Here is a 20,256-nt window from a genome sequence, read left to right as displayed (position 1 = left end):
GGCGCTGACGCCAGTGATATCAGCCCTGGCCGGACTGGTCCTTGGCCGCCTGTGTGGCAGGCGCTGCGGGGGTGGCGGCGATGTCCGCCTGGTCTGCCTGCCGGGGCGAGAGCTGCGGCAGTTTTTTGTTAATCAGCGGCAAGTTCTGACGTTCGCTGCCATCCGGCATGACGGCCTGTTCAGCCGATAACCAGTTGCCATTGTCTTGTGGCATGAGATTCTCCAGGTGTCGAAAAAAGGGGCAACCAGCCTGCAGCTTGTCTCTTCCGCGCCAACAACTCGTTGATACATCTCAACGAGCCATTGTTTTCAAGGGAATTCGTCTCATTCATTGGATAATACCGGCGACCGTCCTTGGCTCCTTGGCCAGGGTGGCCGCTGTTGTTCTGCCACGCCGCTCGCCGGGCAGCGCACACGGGGATGACGGGATAGGGATGTGAAAGAATTCAACACAGAAACAAACGCCAGAGACCAGGCATCCATACTTGCATTGCGACAACTGATCCGTGCCGACCAACTGACGGCGGCACGGCACACCGTCATGCTGTCGATCCCGGTGGCCTTCATCCTGAGCGCCATCTCGACCTTCGTGGCCTGGCATTCAGGCAAGCTGTGGATCGCGCTGGCCTGGCTGGCCTGCGCCACGCTGGTCAATCTGGTGCGCATTCCGCTGTGCCGCCTCTCGCCACAACGCGTGGCACAGTTGGTGCCATGGATGCACCCGCGTGGCGAGTCTCTTGGCGAAGGTGCGGTAGTGGAGCTGAATCTGCGCCTGCATTGGGTGCTGGCCCTGGTCTCGGGCATCGCATGGGCCGGCATGCCCTGGCTGAGCGAGGGCTACACCACGCCGGAGACGCTGTTCTACCTCACCTGCGTGTGCGGCATCACGGCCGGTGCGGTCACGCACGGTTTTGCTTTCTCCCGCATTCCCATCAGTTTCATCACGCCGCCCTTGTTGTCGGTGATCTTCTGCCTGTTCGCCTTCGATCGCAATCCGACCCGTCTGGCGCTGGGGACCACTGCCGTGATCTACCTGGCTGGCCTGGTTCGTGGCGCCCTCGTCGGCGAGAACATGTTCGCGCGCGCCTGTGCCCTCAAGAATGAAGCGACCACGGCCAACCGGGCCCTGGCGGTGGCGCACGAGGATCTGCGCCAGTTTGCCAACCGCATGCAGTACCAGGCCGAGCATGATCTGCTGACCGACCTGCTGGACCGCGCCGGCTTCATGCAGGTGGCCACGCAGGTGGTGGCGCGCCAGCCGCAGCGGTTATGCCTGATGTTCCTGGACCTGGATGGCTTCAAGGTCATCAACGACGCCTATGGCCATGAAGCCGGCGACCAGGTGCTCATCGAAGTGGCACGGCGCCTGCAGGCCTGCCTGCCCGAACAGGCCACGCTGGCGCGCCTGGGTGGCGACGAGTTCGTGATCCTGTATCCCGCCGGTGCGCATGCGGAGCAACCCGAGCAGGTGGCACAGCGGCTCATCGAGGCCATCCGGCAGCCGTTCGCGCGGCTGGCCCATCGTCATATTGGCCTGAGCCTGGGCATCTACCTGTCGCGCGGCGACGATATCAACGAGATGCTGGTCTGCTCGGACGCCGCCATGTACGAGGCCAAGCGCCGTGGCCGCAATCAGTTCTACGTCTTCAACGACACGCTGGACGCACATCTGCAGATGAAGCGCGACGTCGAGCGTGACCTGGCGCAAGCGCTGGCCGATGGACAATTGCAGCTCTGGTTCCAGCCCATCGTCTGCGACGGCGGCCACGCCCTCGATGGCTTCGAAGCGCTGGTGCGCTGGACGCATCCCCGGCATGGTCCCATCGCACCGCCGGACCTCATCGAGATTGCAGCGCTGGCGGGTTTGTCCGAAGAACTGCTGCGCTTCATCATGGGCGAAGTGGCACAGATGATCCGGTTCATGCAAGAGAACGGCCGCGACGACCTGCGCGTGTCGATGAACATCTCGCCGCGCGAAATGGAACGCATCGTCATCGAGGACCTGGTGGTGGCGACCCTGCAGCGCCAGAACCTGCCCGCACACATGCTGGAGATCGAGATCACCGAAGAGACCGCCATTGACCTGCAGGCCACCGCCGAGACCCTGGCGGCGCTGGCTGCACACGGTGTGAGCATTGCCATCGATGACTTTGGCGTGGGCTATTCCTCGCTGGGCTTCCTGCGCCAGCTGCAGGTCTCGCGCGTGAAGATCGATCGCAGCTTCGTCACCGGCCTGGCCGACAAGACCGAGAACCAGGCCCTGGTGCTGGCCGTGCTGCAGCTGGCTGCGTCCTTCGGTTTCGAGGTGGTGGCCGAAGGCGTGGAGAGCGCGCAAGACCTGGCCATCCTGCAATCCATGCAGTGCCCTGCGATGCAGGGCCATTACTTCGCCGAGCCCATGCCGGTCCACCTGGCGCGCCAGCATGTACTGACATTCGCGCAGGTTTGAATGCATGCACAACAGGTGGCGGGGCTAAAGTTGAAGCAGATCAAGCTTTGTTCTCTCTGCCCGTTTTGCGGGCATTGCCGCAATTGAGTTCACCTCCGCCTGGAGATATGCTGCGACACAGCAAGCACGCATGAGTGCGTCCGGCCTCATGCGCCCCCCTCCAGGAGAACGCCATGTTTCCACCCACGCAGGCCACGCCTGCCGAGCGCTACGGTCAACTCATCCGCGATGCCCTGGGCGCGCAGCCGATGCGGGTCGCCGTAGTCCATCCCTGTTCTGCCGAGGCCTTGCAGGGCGCGCTGGAAGCGCGCGAAGAAGGCCTGCTGGAACCGCTGCTGGTCGGGCCTGAAGCCAGGATCCGTCAGGTTGCTGACAAAGCGGGCCTGTCGCTGACGGGCTTGCAGATCGAAGCGGCCGAACACAGTCACGCCGCTGCGGCGCGCGCCGTCGAACTGGCCGTGCAGGGCCGTGTCGCCGCGCTCATGAAGGGCAGCCTGCACAGCGACGAACTGCTCGGTGCGGTGGTGGCATCCGGCTCGGGACTGCGCACCGAGCGCCGCATCAGCCATGTCTATGCCATGGCCATTCCCACCTACGCCAAGCCGCTCATCATCACCGATGCGGCCATCAACATCGCGCCCACCCTGGCGCACAAGCGCGACATCTGCCAGAACGCCATCGACCTGCTGCACGTGATGGGTGTGCCGCGTCCGCATGTGGCGGTGCTGGCGGCGGTCGAGACGGTCAATCCGGCCATGCCGTCCACATTGGATGCAGCGGCCCTGACGGTCATGGCCACGCGCCACCAGATCACCGGCGCGCTGGTCGATGGTCCGCTGGCCTTCGACAATGCCATCAGCCTGCAATCGGCCAGCATCAAGCACATCCAGTCGCCGGTGGCGGGCAGTGCCGACATCCTGCTGGTACCCGACCTCGAAGCCGGCAACATGCTGGCCAAGCAATTGATCTACCTGTCGCAGGCCGAGGCCGCCGGGCTGGTCCTGGGGGCGCGCGTGCCGGTGATTCTCACCAGCCGTGCCGACAGCTTGCGGGTACGCCTGGCTTCCTCAGCACTGGCGCGCCTGTTCGCCTCGCGCAGCAAGGTGCAGGCCGTCGGCAAGGAGGCACCGTGAACCGCTGGCTGCTGACCTTCAATGCGGGTTCGTCCACGATCAAGCTGGGCGTGTTTCGCCTCGATGGCAACAGCGCCAGCAAGATCGGCCAGGGCCAGCTCGACCTGCACCTGAGTCCGCTGCGCCTGCGGCTGGAGATCGAGGGTGTGTCCTCGGTCATGGCCATCGACGCCGACCCTGCGGCCTCCATGGACAAGGTACTGGAACAGGTACTGCATCAGCTCGAAGTCGGCCATGAGCAGGGCGCGCTCTGTGCGGTCGGCCATCGCGTGGTGCATGGTGGCCTGCATCTGGCGCAGTCCGTCCTGCTGGATGAACGCATCGAATCGGAACTGGAAGCGCTGGCCCCCCTGGCGCCGCTGCACCAGCCGCAGAACCTGCGCCTGATCCGCGCCATCGCGCGCTTGCGTCCGGGCCTGCCGCAGACAGCCTCCTTCGATACCGCCTTCCACGCCAGCCAGGATGCGCTGGCGCGCCGCTTCGCGCTGCCGCGCAAGCTGCACGACGAAGGTGTGCTGCGTTATGGCTTCCACGGAATTTCCTACAGCTACATCGCCGCCGAACTGCGCCGGCGCCAGTTGCCCGAGGCACATGGCAATGTGGTGGTGTCGCACCTGGGCAACGGCGCCAGCCTGTGCGGCATCCAGAACGGTCGCAGTGTCGATGCCAGTACCGGTTTCTCGACGCTGGAAGGCGTGCCCATGGGCACGCGCTGCGGTGCGCTCGACGCCGGCGTATTGCTGTACCTGTTGCAGCAGGGGATGACCCCGGCGGCGCTGGAAGATTTGCTGTATCACCGGTCGGGCCTGCTGGGGGTTTCCGGCGTGAGCGCCGATGTGCGGACCTTGCAGCAGAGCGGGGAAGTGGCCGCGCGCGAGGCACTGGAGCTGTTCGCGCTGCGTTGTGCCGGCGAGGCCGCGCGCCTGGCCACCACCTTGGGTGGCATGGATGCGCTGGTGTTCACGGCCGGCATCGGTGAGCACGACGCCCGCATGCGCGCGGCCATCTGCGCACGGCTGGGCTGGCTGGGCGTACAGCTCGACGAGAGTGCCAACGAACAGCATCTGGAATGCATCAGCCACCAGGCCAGCCGCATCCGCGTGCTGGTCATTCCGACCAACGAAGAACAGGTCATTGCCGATGACGCGGCACGACTCATCCACGGGAGCCATCCATGACGACTTCATCTGCCAGCCACGCCCACCATGCCGCCCCTGATCCTGCGGCCGTCGGTCCCGGCAGCGTACCGCTGTTCTGGCCCATGATGCTGGCCACCGAAGTGTTCCGCCAGGGACAGGAAGTGGTGGACAAGCATCTGCGCTTTCTCGAAGAAGAAGCCAAGCTGCACGCCACCCATCATCCGCAGATGGCCACCGCCAACCAGGTGCGGCTCACGCTGCGCACCTTGACCTTGCGTGAATACGGCAAGCCTGCCGAAGCCCACGCAGTACCCACGCTGGTGGTGGCCCCGTATGCGGGCCACACTTCGGTGATCGCCGACTACTACAAAGGACAGAGCCTGATCGAGACCTTGCTCGGACATGGCGTGCCGCACGTGTTCCTGACCGACTGGCACAGTGCCAGCGAGGACATGAAGGACCTGGAGATCGACAACTACCTGGCCGACCTGTGCGTGGTCATCGATGAACTGGGTGGCCGCGCCAATCTGGTCGGCCTGTGCCAGGGTGGCTGGATTTCCGCCATGATCGCGGCGCGCTTCCCGCACAAGGTGCAGCGCCTGGTGCTGGCCGGTTCGCCCATCGATGCCGGTGCCGGCGAGGGACCGTTGAAGCAGATGGTGGAGCGCACCCCGATCCGTTTCTACGAAGACCTGGTGCGCACCGGCGGCGGGCTCATGCGCGGCAGCTTCATGCTGCAGGGCTGGAAGAACATGCACCCCGACGAGCACTACTTCAACGAACACGTGGACCTGTTCCAGCACATCGATGATCCCGTCTACCTGGCCAAGCGCGAGACCTTCGCGGCCTGGTACGAAACGCCCATCGACCTGCCGGGGCGCTGGTATCTCCAGGCCATCCGGCAGATCTTCAAGGACAACCTGCTGGCGCGCGGCCAGTATGTGGCGCTGGGCAAGACACTCGACCTGCGCGACATCCGCTGCCCGCTCTACCTGCTGGGCGGCGAGCGCGACGACATCACCACCCCCGAGCAGGTGCTCAACGCGGCGCACCTGGTGGGCACACCGGCAGCGCATATCACCCAGCGCGTGGTGCCGGGCGGACATATTGGTCTGTTCATGGGGGGCCGCACCCTGGCCGAGGCCTGGCCGCAGATTGCGCAGTGGCTGGCCGCGCCGCTCAAGGCAGCCTGAGCGGCAGGCTCAGGTAGCGCGGCGGGTGGTCTTGCGGGCGGTGGCCGGTTTGGCCGCCGCCTTTTTCTTGGCCGCCGCCGGTGCTGCCGGGGACGGTGCCGCCGCCGCAATGGAGGCTTTAAGGAACCACGCCAGCACCGATTCGGCGGTCTTGCCATCGACCATGTGCGGCACGCAGCGATAGGAAAAACTCACGCCTTCGCACAAGGCCATCAGGCCGATGGCGATCTCGCGCGGCGGTGCGGCCGGGGCGCTGCCGATCAGGCGGCAGTAGGCTTCGACGAAGCGGGTGATCTGGTCGTAGCGCTGTTCGAGGAAGGTGTCGAGATGGGCCCGGAACTTCTCGTCACGCAGCGCGACGATGCGCGCTTCCATCCACAACAGGCTGCATTTGTCATCGCGGTACAGCGCCGAATACTGCACCGCCAGCGCCTCGCGCAGCGCATCGGGTGCGGTCAGCTGGCCGTCGAGGATGCGCTCGAAACCGCGGTCGATGCTTTCCCCCTCGCGGCGCAACAGCTCGAAGAAGAGCTGCTCCTTGTCGTCGAAGTTGGAATAGAAGGCCCCGCGTGAATAGCCGGCCGAGGCGCTGATGTCCTCGACGCTGGCCTGCGCATATCCTTTTTGCATGAAAACCACGTGCGCCGCCTCGAGCAGCCTTGCGCGGGTCTGCTCACGGCTTTGCTCGCGGCTGAGTCGTTGGCGTGTCATGGGGCAGGATTCTAACATTGTCGTATTCAAATACATTATTGCATCTGAATTCATATGTGTATTAGAATCCCTGAACTTTTGTAAAGATACGGACGCGCCGCGATCCGACACTCCTGACACTCCCTTCTCGAAAGGAATGCTGTGAAGCCTGTCTCACGTTCGTGCCTCCGCCTTCTTTCACAACATCGCCCGTTCCCGCTGGCCCGTGCAGCGCTGCTGGCCATCCCCCTCACCCTCATGCTGTCGGCCTGCAGCAAGCCTGCGCCGGTCGCCGATGCGCCGCGCGAAGTGGTGGTGCTGCAGGCACAGGAGCGCGGTAGCAGCCAGCCGCTGCACCTGCCGGCCGAAGTGCAGTCGCGCTACGTGACTTCGCTGTCCTTCCGCGTCGCCGGCCAGTTGGTGGAGCGCCGCGTACATCTGGGCGATACCGTGCGCAAGGGCCAGGTCCTGGCCCGTCTGGATCCTGCCGATGCCGACCAGAACGCCGCCTCGGCCCGCGCCGAACTGGCTGCCGCCCGCCTGCACCTGGAAGCCGCCGAGAAGCAGTTGCAGCGCGACACCGCACAGGCGGCCGAGCAGTTGATCAGCGCCCAGCAGCTGGAACAGAGCCAGGATGCGCACGCCGCCGCGCTCTCGCAGTTCAGGGGCGCGCAGGCCCGCGCCTCGGTGGCCGGCAACCAGCGCGACTACACCACGCTGGTGGCCCAGCATGATGGCGTGATCAGCGCCGAACAGGCCAATACCGGCGACGTCCTCAATCCCGGCCAGCCGGTCTATTCGCTGGCCTGGTCGGGCGCGGTCGACGTGGTGACCGACGTGGCCGACCGCCAGCTGGCTGGCTTGCAGCCCGGTGCGGCCGCCGAGGTCACGCTGGCGGCACTGCCCGGCAAGACCTACCAGGGCCGCGTGCGTGAAATCAGCCCGGCTGCGGATCCACAAAGCCGTACCTTCCGTATCAAGGTCACCCTGGAGCAGCCTGATGCCAATGTGCGCCTGGGCATGACCGGCGAAGTGCGGATCACCCCGGCCGCTACTGCGCAGGGCCAGGTCCTGCTGCTGCCGGCCACGGCCCTGTTCCACCAGGGCGGCAAGCCGGCGGTGTGGATCGTGGGTGCCGATGGCAAGCTGGAACTGCGTCCCGTGACGGTGGCGGCCTATGGCGAGCGCAGTATTTCGCTCTCGCAAGGTGTGGCCGCCAATGACAAGGTGGTGGTGCAGGGCGTGCATACCCTGACCGTGGGCGAGAAGGTCAAGCCGGTCGCGCCCTTGCACGCCGAGGACTTCGCCCTATGAGCGCGCCCGGCCGTTTCAATCTCTCCGCCTGGACCTTGCAGCACCAGGCGCTGGTGACCTTCATCCTGGCGCTGGTGACCCTGTTGGGCATCGGTTCCTATTCCCGCCTGTCGCAATCCGAAGACCCGCCCTTCACCTTCAAGGTGATGGTGATCCAGACCGACTGGCCGGGTGCCACTGCGCGCCAGGTACAGGAGCAGATCACCGACCGTATCGCGCGCAAGCTGCAGGAGACGCCGGACGTCGATTTCCTGCGCAGCTATTCGCGTCCCGGCCAGTCGCAGCTGTTCTTCACCATCAAGGACACGGCCCCGGCCTCGCAGGTGCCCCAGACCTGGTATCAGGTGCGCAAGAAGGTCGGCGACATGGTCGCCAACCTGCCGCAGGGGGTCAAGGGCCCTTACTTCAATGACGAGTTCGGCGACGTCTACACCAACATCTACGCCCTGGCCGGAGATGGCTTCACCCCCGCGCAACTGCGCGACTATGCCGACCAGCTGCGCGGCGAACTCTTGCACGTACCCGGCGTGGGCAAGATCGATTACTTCGGTGACCGCCAGGAACACATCTACATCGACATCGGCAATACCCGCATGACGCGCCTGGGCATCAGCCCGCAGCAACTGGCCGATGCCATCGGCGGACAGAATGCAGTGGTGCCGGGCGGCCTCATCACCACCGGCAGCGACCGTATCTACGTGCGACCCACCGGCCAGTTCGACAACCTGCACGCGCTGGAAGACAAACTCATCCACATCAACAGCCGCAACTTCCGCCTGGGCGACATCGCCACCATCACGCGCGGCTACGACGAGCCGCAGGAACAGGAAATGCGTGCCAACGGCCAGCCGGTGCTGGGCATCGGCGTGACCATGCAGCCCGGTGGCGACGTGATCCGCCTGGGCAAGGCGCTGGACGAGCGTACTGAACAATTGCGCAAGCGCCTGCCCGCCGGCCTCACGCTGACGGCGGTTTCCAGCATGCCGCACGCGGTGGAGAAGTCGGTGGACGACTTTTTGGAAGCGGTGGCCGAGGCGGTGGCCATCGTGCTGGTGGTCAGCCTGGTCTCGCTGGGCATTCGCACCGGCATGGTGGTGGTGATCTCGATTCCCATCGTGCTGGCGGTGACCTCGCTGTTCATGTATCAGTTCGACATCGGCCTGCACAAGGTCTCGCTGGGCACCCTGGTGCTGGCGCTGGGCCTGCTGGTGGATGACGCCATCATCGCCGTGGAAATGATGGCAGTGAAACTGGAGCAGGGCTGGAACCGCCGCCGCGCCGCCGCCTTCGCCTACACCAGCACGGCCTTCCCGATGCTGACCGGCACCCTGGTGACGGTGGCCGGCTTCCTGCCGATTGCCCTGGCCAAGTCCGGTACCGGTGAATACACCCGCTCCATCTTCGAGGTCTCGGCCATTGCGCTGCTGCTGTCCTGGCTGGCGGCGGTGGTGCTCATTCCGCTCCTGGGCTATCACATGCTCAAGGAAAAACCGGGCGCGCTCACCGACGAACAGATCGCCGCCAATCCGCACACCGGCCACGATGAGGAAGACCACGACCATCCCATCTACCAGACCCGCATCTACACCTGGCTGCGCCGTTCGGTGGCCTGGTGCGTGGCCTTCCGCGGCCGCGTGGTGATTGCCACCACGGTGCTCTTCATCGGCTCGCTGGCCGCCTTTGCGCTGGTGCCGCAGCAATTCTTCCCCAGTTCCGACCGGCCCGAACTGCTGATCGACCTGCGTCTGCCGGAGCGCTCCTCCTTCGAGGCCACCCAGCGCGAAGCGGTGCGCATGGAAGCGCTGCTCAAGGACCGGCCACAGATCGATCACGTGGTCAGCTTCGTCGGTGTCGGCGCACCGCGCTTCTATCTGCCGCTGGACCAGCAGCTGGCCAGTCCCAACTTTGCCCAGTTCGTGGTCACGGCCAAATCGGTGGAGGACCGCGAAGCCCTGGCGCGCGCCCTGGAAGAGCCGCTGCGCAAGCAGTTCAGCGGGGCGCGCACGCGCCTGACACGTCTGGAGAACGGCCCGCCGGTCGGCTTCCCGGTGCAGTTCCGCATCAGCGGCGAACAGATTCCCAAGGTGCGCGCCATCGCCGAACAGGTGGCGGCTGAACTGCGCAAGGAAAGCCGCGCCACCAATATCCAGTTCGACTGGGATGAACCGGCCCAGCGTTCGGTCTCCTTCGAGATCGACCAGAAGCGCGCCGGCGAGCTCGGCTTGAGCAGCCAGCAGATCGCCAATTTCCTGGCCATGCAATTGTCGGGCTTCACGGTGACGCAATATCGCGAGCGCGACAAACTCATCAGCGTCGACCTGCGCGCTCCGCGCAGCGAGCGCGTGGATCCCTCGCGGCTGGCCACGCTGTCCATGCCCACATCCAATGGACCGCTGCCGCTGGCCGCGCTGGGCCAGTTCCACAACACGCTGGAATACGGCGTCATCTGGGAGCGCGACCGCCAGCCCACCATCACCGTGCTGGCCGACGTGCGCGCCGGGGTGCAGGGCATCGACGTCACCAATGCGGTCAATCGCAAGCTCGATGCATTGCGCGCCGAGCTGCCGGTGGGCTACCGCATCGACGTGGGCGGGCCGGTGGAAGAAAACGCCAAGGCGCAATCTTCGATCTCGGCCCAGATGCCGCTGATGGTCATCGCCGTGCTGCTGTTGCTGATGGTGCAGCTGCAAAGCTTTGGCCGCACCCTGATGGTGGTCATGACCGCGCCGCTGGGTCTGATCGGCGTGGTCGGTGCGCTGCTGCTGTTCGGCCAGCCCTTCGGTTTTGTCGCCATGCTGGGCACCATCGCGATGCTGGGCATCATCATGCGCAACTCGGTGATCCTGGTGGACCAGATCGAACAGGACATCGCCGCCGGCCGGGGCCGCTTCGATGCCATCGTCGGCGCCACCGTGCGGCGCTTCCGCCCGATCACGCTCACTGCGGCAGCCGCCGTGCTGGCGCTGATCCCGCTGTTGCGCAGCAACTTCTTCGGCCCCATGGCCACCGCCCTGATGGGCGGCATCACCATCGCCACCATCCTGACCCTGTTCTACCTGCCGGCGCTCTATGCGCTGTGCTACCGGGTCAAGCCGGATGAAACCCATCACCGCGACCACGCCACGCAAGGGAGTCACTGATGAGCGCCGTTCGTTTGATGTCCGCCCCACATACGCTGACGCTGGCGACCGCGCTGCTGCTGTCGGGCTGCGCACTGGGTCCGTCCGGCGACGCACCTGCCATGCCGCAGCCGGCCCACTATGCGGCTGAGGCCACGCCTGCCACGCTGGGCCCGCAGGAAGCGCGCCAGACCTTCGTACTGGGCCAGCGCGCAGTACCGCAATGGTGGCGCGCCTATGATTCGCCACAACTGTCGGCCTGGGTGGAGGAAGCTTTGCGCAGCAATCATTCGCTGGCCCAGGCGGACCGCAATCTCGCCAGTGCGCGTTTGCAATTGCGCGCGCAGATCGATGAATCGCTCTGGCCCACCATCGATGCGGTCGGCCAGGCCCAGCGCCAGCGTGCCCTGGGGCTGCCCAACCTGGGCCCGACCACCAATCTGTACAACGTCTTCGCCGGCCAGATCAGCGCCAGTTACACCTTCGACCTGTTCGGCGTGGAGCGCTTCGCCAATTCGGCGCTGGCTGCCGAGGTCGATGCGCAGTCCTACCAGTTCGATGCGGCGCGCCGGGCCGTGGCGGCCAATGTGGTCATCAGCGCCATCAACGCCGCTTCGCTGCGCGCGCAGGTGGAGCACACCGAACGCCTGGTGGCGCTGGCCGATGCCGATGTGGACGAACTGCAGCGCCGTCTGGCGCTGGGTGCGGTCTCCGCTGATGACTTGCTGTCCGCACGCGCCAGTGCGCAATCGCTGCGCGCCAGCCTGCCCGGCCTGAAGGCGCAGTGGCAGGGCGCGCGCCACGCCCTGGCCGTGCTCATGGGCCGCACGCCGGACGCTGCGCCGCCTGATCTTGATATCGCCAGCCTGAAGCTGCCTGCGCAAGTCCCCATGACGGTGCCCTCGGAACTGCTGCGCCAGCGGCCCGACATCCTGGCGGCCGATGCGGCGCTGAAGGTGGCGGCAGCCCAGCAGGCCCTGGCTACTGCCGAGATGTTTCCCAGCCTTTCCATTAGCGCTTCCTTCGGCCAGTCCGGTTTCTCTTGGGGCAAGGCCACCAGCGGTGCCGGTGCGGTATGGGGATTGGGCGCGTCGCTGACGCAGCCGCTGTTCCATGGCGGCGCGCTGCGGGCCAAGCGCGATGCGGCCAAGGAAACCTATCTGGCGGCCGAAGCCAATTATCGCCAGACCGTGTTGAATGCATTCCAGAACGTGGCCGATAGCCTGGTCGCCCTGACCCAGGATGCCGATGCCCTGCAGGCCTCGGCGGCGGCACGCACGGCCTCCGAGCAGGGCTGGCGCAATGCGCTGCGCCGTGCTCAGCTTGGCGCCTACGCGGCCAGTGCAACCCGTGCCGGCGAGCGCCAGTATCTCAACGCCAGGCTCGCCGAAATTCGCGCGACCGCCAGCCGCCTGAGCGATACGGCCACGCTGTTCCAGGCCATGGGCGTAGGGTTTGAAACGCAGGCATCCGGAGAAGCCGCGCCGGCAGGCCGTTGAAATAAATTCTTTTCCCTGTCAGTGATTCGTCAGTCCGGCAGTGCTGCGCTCGGCTATATTCTCACGTGGCCGCAGGTGCAAGGCTTGCGCCACGGGCTAAGACAACGACAACGGACGCGAGCGCGTCAAGAACATCGGGGAATCCATGTTGAGAATGCTGGTATGCACGGCGGCCTTGCTGCTGGGCGGTTGTGCCTCCATCACGGGCACACAGACGCAACCTGTTTCAGTGCTGGCCACGCAGGGTAGCCAGATCATTTCGGGGGCCAGTTGCACGCTCTCCAATGATGCGGGCAAGTGGTATGTGAAGACACCGGGCAGCGTGGCCATCAAGAAGAGTACCGGCGATCTGCTGGTGGAGTGCGCCAAGGATGGCGTGACCGGGCAGCAGAATGTGGTATCGCGCGCCAATACCAATGTCTGGGGCAACCTGCTGGCAGGCGGTCTGATCGGCTATGCGATCGATCGTAACAGCGGTGCCGGATTCGACTATCCCGATTCAATCAGCGTGGTTCTTGGGGGCAAGCTGGGTGTATTGCCATCCGCCGTTCTCGCCGGTGGCCTGGCCGCTGCCGACGCAACCCCAGCGAATGTCCGCTGGCGGGCCGTGATGTCCTGCGATGCCAACCGGTTCAACAAGGACTCCCAGCCCTTCCAGGCCAACTTCAATGCCGAGGTGGATGGCAACCGGGTGGTCATCAAGCGGCGCAACAAGATCGCCGAAGAAGTGATGTCCGGTACGATTACCGGCGAATCGTTGAGCCTGGCAGGCATGGGCTACCGCCTGGAAAATCCCTCGAATTCCTGGACCTTCAAGATTGATGGCGTCTTCATGGGCAATGGCAAGATCTATAACGGCAAAGGCGCACAGCTGGCCAGGAATGGCATGACGGCACGCCTTTGTACGGTGCTCATGATCCAGACCGACGTACCGCCCCCGGCGGCACCGCAAAATGCCGAAGTGGGGGCGTCGGTTCCGCAATAAGCGCCGGTCCGGGCCGCTCAGCCCTTGCTGGCGCCAAAGGTAAGCCCGGCCACGAACTGCTTTTGCATCACGAAGAACAGGATCACCGAGGGTAGCGCCGCCAGGATGGAACCGGCCGAGACCAGGTTCCAGGCGGTGGTCCACTGGCCGCGCAGGGCGGCCACACCGACGGTGATGGGAGCCACGTCATCGCCCTGGGTCAGCACCAGCGCCCAGAAATAATCGTTCCAGACGAAGGTGAAGACCAGCACCGCCAGGGCCGCCAGCGCCGGGCGGATCAGCGGCAGCACGATGCGGTAGAACACGGTCCATTCGCTCGCGCCTTCGATGCGCGCCGCCTCGATCATCTCGAAGGGCAGCTGCTTGATGAAGTTGCGCAGGAACAGGGTACAGAATCCGGTCTGCATGGCGATATGAAACAGCATCATCCCGGTGATGGTATTGAACAGCCCCAGCGAGAGCGTAAGGTCACGCACAGGAATCATCAGGATCTGCTGCGGCACGAAGTTGCAGGCCACGAAGGTGGCGAAGAGCACCGTATTGCCCCGGAACTGGTAGGTCGACAGTGCAAAGCCGGCCATGGCCGCCAGCGAGATGGCACCGATCACCGAGGGAACGGTGATGAGGCAGCTGTTCCAGAAATAATGCAGCATGGGCGAGGCGGTCAGCGCCTCGCGGTAATTGTCCAGCATGGCGAAGTCCTGCGGCCAGCCCCAGTAGTTGCCAGCCATCAGTTCATCGTTGGAGCGCATCGAGGTGACCAGCGCGGCCAGCATCGGCAGCAGCCAGATCAGCAGCGCCACCGGCAGCGAGGCCCGGTAGAGCGCGCGGTTGATGGGCTTCCATTTTTCTATCGGCATGGGAAACATGGCGATCCCTCTTTTCTGTATGAGCGTTTAGCGTTTAGCGTTCAGCGCGCAGCATGCGGCGCAGCTGATCGACGATGTAGACCAGCATGATGGCAAAGAGCGTCACCGCCACTGCGGCCGAATAGCCCTGGCGGTAATACTTGATGGCCTGGTCATAGGCGTAATAGGCCAGCACGGTGGAACTCTCGTAGGGACCGCCGCTGGTCATCACGGAAATCAGGTCGAAGCTGCGCAGCGCGCCGATGATGCTGACCACGAAGGCCATGAAGGTCGTCGAGCGCAATTGCGGCAGGATCACGTAGCGCAGCATGGTCCAGCCTTTCGCACCTTCCATGCGCGCCGCTTCCACCTGGTCGTGGTTCAGCGCCGTCAAACCGGTGAGGAAGAGGATCATGCAGTAGGCAGTCTGTGGCCACAGCGCGGCGAAGACGATGCCGAAGGTGGCATAGCGCGCATCGCCCAGCACCGGCACGCCGTGGCCCAGGATCAGCGACAGCAGGCCGAAGCTGGGGTCATAGAACCAGCTGTAGATCAGCCCCACCACCACGCCCGAGAGCACGAAGGGCGCGAAGAACAGCGACTTCACCACGCGCATGCCGCGCACCTTCTGGTTCAGGTAGAGCGCGATGGCCAGGCCCATGGGCGGAGCCAGCAGGAACATGATCAGCCACAGCACGTTGTTCTTCAGGGCCGTATAGAAGGTCGGCGCATGGAACAGCTCGATGTAGTTGGCCAGGCCCACGTATTTGGGATCGGTCATGCCATCCCAGCTGAAGAAGCTGAGATAGATCGTATAGAAAATCGGGTACAGCACGTAGACCAGCGTCATCACGCAGGCCGGCGCCAGGAACCAGAAGGCGGCACGGTTGCGGCGGGCGGCACTGCGCTGCGGGCCGGTGACCGGTGTGGCAGCCGATGGGGTTGCAGGCGGCTGCGCGGCGGAAGTGGGCGCTAGCATGGCGGGGGCTCCTTCTTTTTCGGCGGGCCATTGCCGCCGCCTGGCAGCGGCAATGGCCCGGATGGACTGCCTGGACGGGCCAGGCATCAACGACGGTCAGGACTTCTTGTAGATGCGCTTGCGGCTTTGTTCCAGTTCGTTGAGCACGTCATCGATCCTGGTCGGATCGCTGACGAACTTCTGCATGCCCTTCATGCCTTCATCGGCCATCTCCTTGGTCATGTCGCGATCATAGAACTGCGAGATGCCACCCTTGGCATTGGAAAGGATCTCGAAACCAATGCGCGAGATCGGATCGGCCGGAGCCGGCGACTTGCTGTTGGCCGGCAGCGAACCCAGGCCTTCGGCCAGCTTGGCGCTGATGGCCGGGGTTCCCACGAAGGCGATGAAGCGGTGGGCATCTGCCTTGTTGCGGGCCTTGGCCGGGATGTGGATGGATTCGGTCGGGCCTTCTTCGGCCGTCGGCACGTTGGCATCGATGATGGGGAACTGGAAGTAACCCATCTCCGGCGCCAGCTTGGCCGGGAAGCCCTTGGCGATGAAGGTGCCCATCAGCATCATGGCCGCCTTGCCCTGGAACAGGAAGGGTTGCGCACCATCCAGGTCATAGGACAGCGCATTGTCGATGAAATACTTGTTGTCGATCAGGCTCTTCCAGGCGGTGTAGACCTTCTTCACGCGCGGGTCGGTGTAGGCGACGTCGCCGGCCATGAGTTGCTGGTGGAAGGCGTTGCCGTTGATGCGCAGGTCGAGATAATCGAACCAGCCGGCCAAGGTCCATGCATCACGGCCACCCACGGCGATGGGGGCGATGCCGGCGGCCTTGAGCTTCTTGCAGGCGTCCAGGAATTCATCCCAGGTCTTGGGTTCGCCGGCGATGCCGACCTTCTTGAACAGGTCCTTGCGGTAGAACATGCCCCAGGAGTAATACACGGTCGGTGCCGAATACTGCTTGCCCTGCCAGGACGAGGCTTCCTTGGTGGAAGCGTAGGTGCTGTCCCAGCCGTTCTTCTTCCAGTCCTCGCTCAGGTCTTCCAGCAGGCCGCGGCTGGCGTAGAAGGCCATGCGTTCGCCGTTGTGCCAGTTGATGATGTCCGGAGCCTGGGTCGAGAGCCAGCCCGGCAGTTGCACCTTGTAGGCTTCTTCCTCGATGAAGGAGACCTTGACGTCCACGTCGGGGTTGGCCTTCTTGAATTCATCGACTGTGGATTGCCACACGTTGCGCTGCACGGCGCCCTTGTAGGCGATGTTGACGGCCAGGGTGCCGGCCACGGCGGCGGCACTCCAGGCGGCGGATGCGGCCAGGCAGCCGGCGATCACGGTCATGCGAATCATCTTTTTCATTGTTGTCTCCGAATGTTTGGTTCAAACAGCTGATGTCATGGATATTGTTTGTATGGTTCTTGCACGCTTTCTTGCGCAGGTTCTTTGCCTGCTTGCGCAGCGGCGGCCGCAGCCGCCGTACTGTCTTCCCGAGTGAGGCTGGCGTTCTTCCTATGCCTGCTGGCTGCGATAGATGGCTACGCCCTGCGGCTCCAGCGCCGCCTGTCCGACCAGGAACTGCGCGCCTTCGGCGTGCGGCAGCTGGATCGGCGCATCGCTGTAGTTGAAGGCGAACTGCAAGCCGCCGCGCTGCTGCAGGCGCAGGCCTTCCGGCAGGCGTTGCGGCGCCAGTCCGGCGGCACGTGCCACTTCTTCGAAGTAGCGCGTGGTCAGCCCGGCGTCAAAGATGCCGGCCAGGTAATGCGCACGGTCCTTCTGCACGATGGCCGGGTGGCCGTCGCCAAACTTTGCGATGGTTTGCAGGCCTTCGCCATCGGCTTCGATCAGGTCGCGCCAGTAGCGGCCCTGGCCCTGCACCGTGCCGAACTGCACCGTCTCGCTGACATTGGGGCGCATCGATTCGACGCGCCATACGCGCATCGGCAGCAACTGTTGCAGCGGGCCCGGCGGCAGCGTCGAGGGGATCTGCAGCGATGGGGTCTTGGAGCCGCTGCGCGGACCGAACACCACCTGCGCACCGCTTTGCGCGATGCGGCCCGGCAGGTCCTCCGGCACGATGGGCAGCGGCGGCACCACGATCATGGCATAGCCTTGCAGGTTGGCATTGAGCGGCACGATGTCCACGTCCAGGCCGAGGGCACGCAGGGTCGAGTAGTAGTCGAAGGCAAAATGCGCATATTCGAAATCGATGCCCTGGAAGTGGATCTCGAAGAGCCACTTGGCATCGTAATCGAACAGCAGTGCCACCTTGCCGCGCGGCTGGGCCAGCGCACCGTTGGCGTTTTCGACGGCGATGATTTCCTGGGCCACGCGTTCGGCTTCGGTGCCACCCACGTCCAGTCGATTGTCCGGGCGGTTCAGGCCGGCATGCAACTGCTCCTGCGCAAACGGGCATTGGCGCCAGCGGAAGTAGGACACGCAGCCCGCACCATGGGCGAAGGCTTCCCAGCTCCACAGCCGCACCATGCCCGGCAGCGGTGCCGGGTTCCAGTGCGCCCAGTTCACCGGACCGGGTTGCTGCTCCATCACCCAGAACGGCTTGGCCGACATGCCGCGATAGAGGTCATGGTTGAAGCTGGCGAAATCGGGATGGCCGGTACGCAGCCAGCGGGCCTTGGTCTCTGCGTCGTACCACATCACCTCCAGAGCGCCGAGGGGGTAGCTGTCCCAGGTGGCCACGTCGAGGTCGGCTGCCACCGGATAGTGATCGAACTCCAGGAACATCTGCATGAAGTTGTGCACCATCAGCCGGCCCGGCGAGAGCGGGCGCAGGATCTCGACCTGCATGCGGTTGTAGCGCACCACCTCGTCCGAGGCAAAGCGACGGTAGTCGAGCCGGTGCGAGGGATGCGCCTCGGTCACGGTGCCGATAGGTGCATCGATCTCGTCGAAGCTGCGGTATTCCATGCTCCAGAACACCGTGCCCCAGGCGGCATTGAGCGCCTCGATACTGCCATAGCGCTGACGCAGCCACTGGCGGAAGCGGCGCTGGGCCGACGGCGAATAGCTGACCACGGTCTGGTGGCAGCCGTATTCATTGTCCAGCTGCCAGGCGGTGACCGCCGGATGCTGGCCATAGCGTTCGCCCAGCAGGCGCACGATGCGCTGCGATTGCTCGTAATAGGAATCGGAAGAAAAATCATAGTGGCGGCGCGAACCGAAGCCGCGTTCGCGGCCATTGGCATCCACCGCCAGCACGTCGTCGTGACGGTCGATGAGCCACTTGGGCGGGGTCGCGGTCGGGGTGCACATCACCACTTCCAGGCCATGTCTGGCCAGCACCTCGATGGCGCGGTCCAGCCAGTCCCAGCGCAGGTCGCCGGGCGAAGGTTCGATGCGGCTCCAGGCGAATTCGCCGATACGCACCTGCTTGATGCCCAACGCCTGCATGCGCTGGGCATCGCTTTCCCACAGGGACTCGGGCCAATGTTCCGGGTAGTAACAGACTCCCAATCGTAACGACATGATCGTGGTTCCTTAGCGGTAGTGAAGCGTGGAGAGAGGAGGGATGGCGACCGCGCCTGTTCAGGCTGCGGCGGCCAGGCCCGGATGAACCTGCGTGCGCGCCAGCGCCATGCCGTCCTGGTCGAACAGATAGGCGCAGCCGGGCGCAACCGATACGCGCAGGCGTTCGCCGCGCGCAATGCGGGCGTCGCCCGGTGCCTTGGCCACCAGCGGCTGGCCGGCTGGTTCGTCCAGATGCACGTAGGTCTGTTCGCCCAGGCGTTCCACCAGCATCACTTCGCGGGTGATGCCGTACTGGCCTTGCGTGCCGATCTCCATGTGTTCGGGGCGCACGCCCAGCGTCACCGCCTGGCCCGGCTGTACTGCACCTTGCGCGGCCACCAGCAGGGTTTCTTCACTGTGCTGCAGACGTACCAGGATGCCCTGCTCCTGGGCGCTCACCACCTGCGCCGGCAGGAAGTTCATGCGCGGCGAACCGATGAAGCCCGCCACGAAGCGATTGCGCGGATGGTGATACAGCTCCATGGGTGCGCCCACCTGGGCGATGCTGCCAAAGCGCTGGGTATCGGCACCGGCATGCAGCAGCACGATGCGGTCGGCCAGGGTCATCGCTTCCACCTGGTCGTGGGTGACGTAGACCACGCTGGCCCGCTCGAACTGGCGATGCAGGCGGGCGATCTCGATGCGGGTCTGGCTGCGCAGGGTGGCGTCCAGGTTCGACAGCGGTTCATCGAACAGGAATACGCCCGGACGCCGCACGATGGCGCGGCCGATGGCCACGCGCTGGCGCTGGCCACCGGAGAGTTCCTTGGGCTTGCGCTGCAGCAGTTCTTCCAGCTGCAGGATGCGGGCGGCCTCGCGCACCTTCTGTTCGATCTCGGCCTTGGGCAGCTTGGCCAGTGTCAGGCCGAAGCTCATGTTTTCATACACCGTCATGTGCGGGAACAGCGCATAGCTCTGGAACACCATCGCTACCGAACGCTGTGCCGAAGGCACATCGTTGACGCGCTTGCCGCCGATGAAGAGGTCGCCGCTGGTGAGATCTTCCAGCCCCGCGATGCTGCGCAGGAGGGTGGATTTGCCGCAGCCGGACGGACCGAGGAAGACACAGAATTCATGTTCGCCAATGTCGAGGTCGACATTGCGGATCACCGGCGGTGCGTCGCCGTAGGCTTTTTGTGCTGCACGCAAGCTGATGCTGGCCATCACGTTTTCCTAACAGAAATGGATTGCAGGGCAGGGCGCCAGGAGGCAGAGGTGGCGTCAGGTTAAGCGCTTAATCAAGTGAGCCAAAAAAAAGATCGCTTGAGTTTCCTGCATGCAATCGGGGGTTGTCTCCACGTCGTTGTTCTGAGCGTGTTGCCGTCTTCGGTTGGCAAATATTTTGGTCGATCATACCCATCTTGCATGCCCCGTGCAACAACAATCCTGTAACCGCAC

General features: G+C 64.6%; 15 protein-coding genes. 8 read left to right on the top strand and 7 right to left on the bottom strand.

Annotated features, from left to right (window positions below; translation table 11 throughout):
• Positions 1-19: 19 nt before the first annotated feature.
• Positions 20-214 carry a hypothetical protein gene (locus tag ACVC5H_RS24470; RefSeq protein WP_489620299.1) on the bottom strand — a complete coding sequence of 65 codons (195 nt, stop codon included), beginning with the start codon at positions 212-214 and terminating at the stop codon, positions 20-22.
• A gap of 276 nt (positions 215-490) precedes the next feature.
• On the opposite strand from ACVC5H_RS24470, the gene ACVC5H_RS24465 reads away from it, so the two are divergent.
• The 4 genes from ACVC5H_RS24465 to ACVC5H_RS24450 all read left to right on the top strand — a co-directional run bounded on the left by ACVC5H_RS24465 (position 491) and on the right by ACVC5H_RS24450 (position 5,914).
• Positions 491-2,449, top strand: a complete 1,959-nt coding sequence (locus ACVC5H_RS24465; protein WP_489620298.1) for a putative bifunctional diguanylate cyclase/phosphodiesterase — start codon at positions 491-493, stop codon at positions 2,447-2,449.
• Between the two features lie 173 nt (positions 2,450-2,622).
• Entirely contained in the window at positions 2,623-3,582 is a 960-nt protein-coding gene (locus ACVC5H_RS24460; RefSeq protein WP_489620297.1) for a bifunctional enoyl-CoA hydratase/phosphate acetyltransferase, read from the top strand.
• A complete protein-coding gene (locus ACVC5H_RS24455; RefSeq protein WP_489620296.1) occupies positions 3,579-4,760 on the top strand; it encodes an acetate/propionate family kinase in 1,182 nt (393 codons plus the stop codon). Before ACVC5H_RS24460 ends, ACVC5H_RS24455 begins: the two co-directional genes overlap by 4 nt.
• Positions 4,757-5,914, top strand: coding sequence for an alpha/beta fold hydrolase (locus tag ACVC5H_RS24450; protein WP_489620295.1), 1,158 nt, complete (start codon positions 4,757-4,759; stop codon positions 5,912-5,914). Before ACVC5H_RS24455 ends, ACVC5H_RS24450 begins: the two co-directional genes overlap by 4 nt.
• A 9-nt stretch (positions 5,915-5,923) precedes the next feature.
• Here ACVC5H_RS24450 and ACVC5H_RS24445 read toward each other — a convergent pair whose 3' ends face one another.
• A complete protein-coding gene (locus ACVC5H_RS24445; protein WP_489620294.1) occupies positions 5,924-6,625 on the bottom strand; it encodes a TetR/AcrR family transcriptional regulator in 702 nt (233 codons plus the stop codon).
• Between the two features lie 141 nt (positions 6,626-6,766).
• Between ACVC5H_RS24445 and ACVC5H_RS24440 the strand changes: the two genes are divergently transcribed.
• The 4 genes from ACVC5H_RS24440 to ACVC5H_RS24425 all read left to right on the top strand — a co-directional run bounded on the left by ACVC5H_RS24440 (position 6,767) and on the right by ACVC5H_RS24425 (position 13,521).
• Entirely contained in the window at positions 6,767-7,918 is a 1,152-nt protein-coding gene (locus ACVC5H_RS24440; RefSeq protein WP_489620293.1) for an efflux RND transporter periplasmic adaptor subunit, read from the top strand.
• Entirely contained in the window at positions 7,915-11,058 is a 3,144-nt protein-coding gene (locus ACVC5H_RS24435) for an efflux RND transporter permease subunit (protein ID WP_489620292.1), read from the top strand. Before ACVC5H_RS24440 ends, ACVC5H_RS24435 begins: the two co-directional genes overlap by 4 nt.
• Positions 11,058-12,536, top strand: coding sequence for an efflux transporter outer membrane subunit (locus ACVC5H_RS24430; protein ID WP_489620291.1), 1,479 nt, complete (start codon positions 11,058-11,060; stop codon positions 12,534-12,536). Before ACVC5H_RS24435 ends, ACVC5H_RS24430 begins: the two co-directional genes overlap by 1 nt.
• A gap of 145 nt (positions 12,537-12,681) precedes the next feature.
• Complete coding sequence (locus ACVC5H_RS24425) at positions 12,682-13,521, top strand: hypothetical protein (RefSeq protein WP_489620290.1); 840 nt, start codon at positions 12,682-12,684, stop codon at positions 13,519-13,521.
• A 17-nt stretch (positions 13,522-13,538) separates the two neighbouring features.
• Here ACVC5H_RS24425 and ACVC5H_RS24420 read toward each other — a convergent pair whose 3' ends face one another.
• The 5 genes from ACVC5H_RS24420 to ACVC5H_RS24400 form a co-directional block, all read right to left on the bottom strand.
• Complete coding sequence (locus tag ACVC5H_RS24420; protein WP_489620289.1) at positions 13,539-14,390, bottom strand: carbohydrate ABC transporter permease; 852 nt, start codon at positions 14,388-14,390, stop codon at positions 13,539-13,541.
• Positions 14,391-14,424: 34 nt separating this feature from the next.
• Positions 14,425-15,348 carry a carbohydrate ABC transporter permease gene (locus ACVC5H_RS24415; RefSeq protein WP_489620288.1) on the bottom strand — a complete coding sequence of 308 codons (924 nt, stop codon included), beginning with the start codon at positions 15,346-15,348 and terminating at the stop codon, positions 14,425-14,427.
• Between the two features lie 96 nt (positions 15,349-15,444).
• Entirely contained in the window at positions 15,445-16,692 is a 1,248-nt protein-coding gene (locus ACVC5H_RS24410; RefSeq protein WP_489620287.1) for an ABC transporter substrate-binding protein, read from the bottom strand.
• Between the two features lie 150 nt (positions 16,693-16,842).
• Complete coding sequence (locus ACVC5H_RS24405; RefSeq protein WP_489620286.1) at positions 16,843-18,816, bottom strand: beta-galactosidase; 1,974 nt, start codon at positions 18,814-18,816, stop codon at positions 16,843-16,845.
• Positions 18,817-18,876: 60 nt separating this feature from the next.
• A complete protein-coding gene (locus ACVC5H_RS24400; RefSeq protein WP_489620285.1) occupies positions 18,877-20,022 on the bottom strand; it encodes an ABC transporter ATP-binding protein in 1,146 nt (381 codons plus the stop codon).
• Between the last annotated feature and the right edge of the window lie 234 nt (positions 20,023-20,256).

It is taken from the genome of Herbaspirillum sp. Her3 (assembly GCF_057961275.1).
Note: the sequence above shows the minus strand (reverse complement) of the source record. Positions and strands in the feature narration are given on the sequence as shown.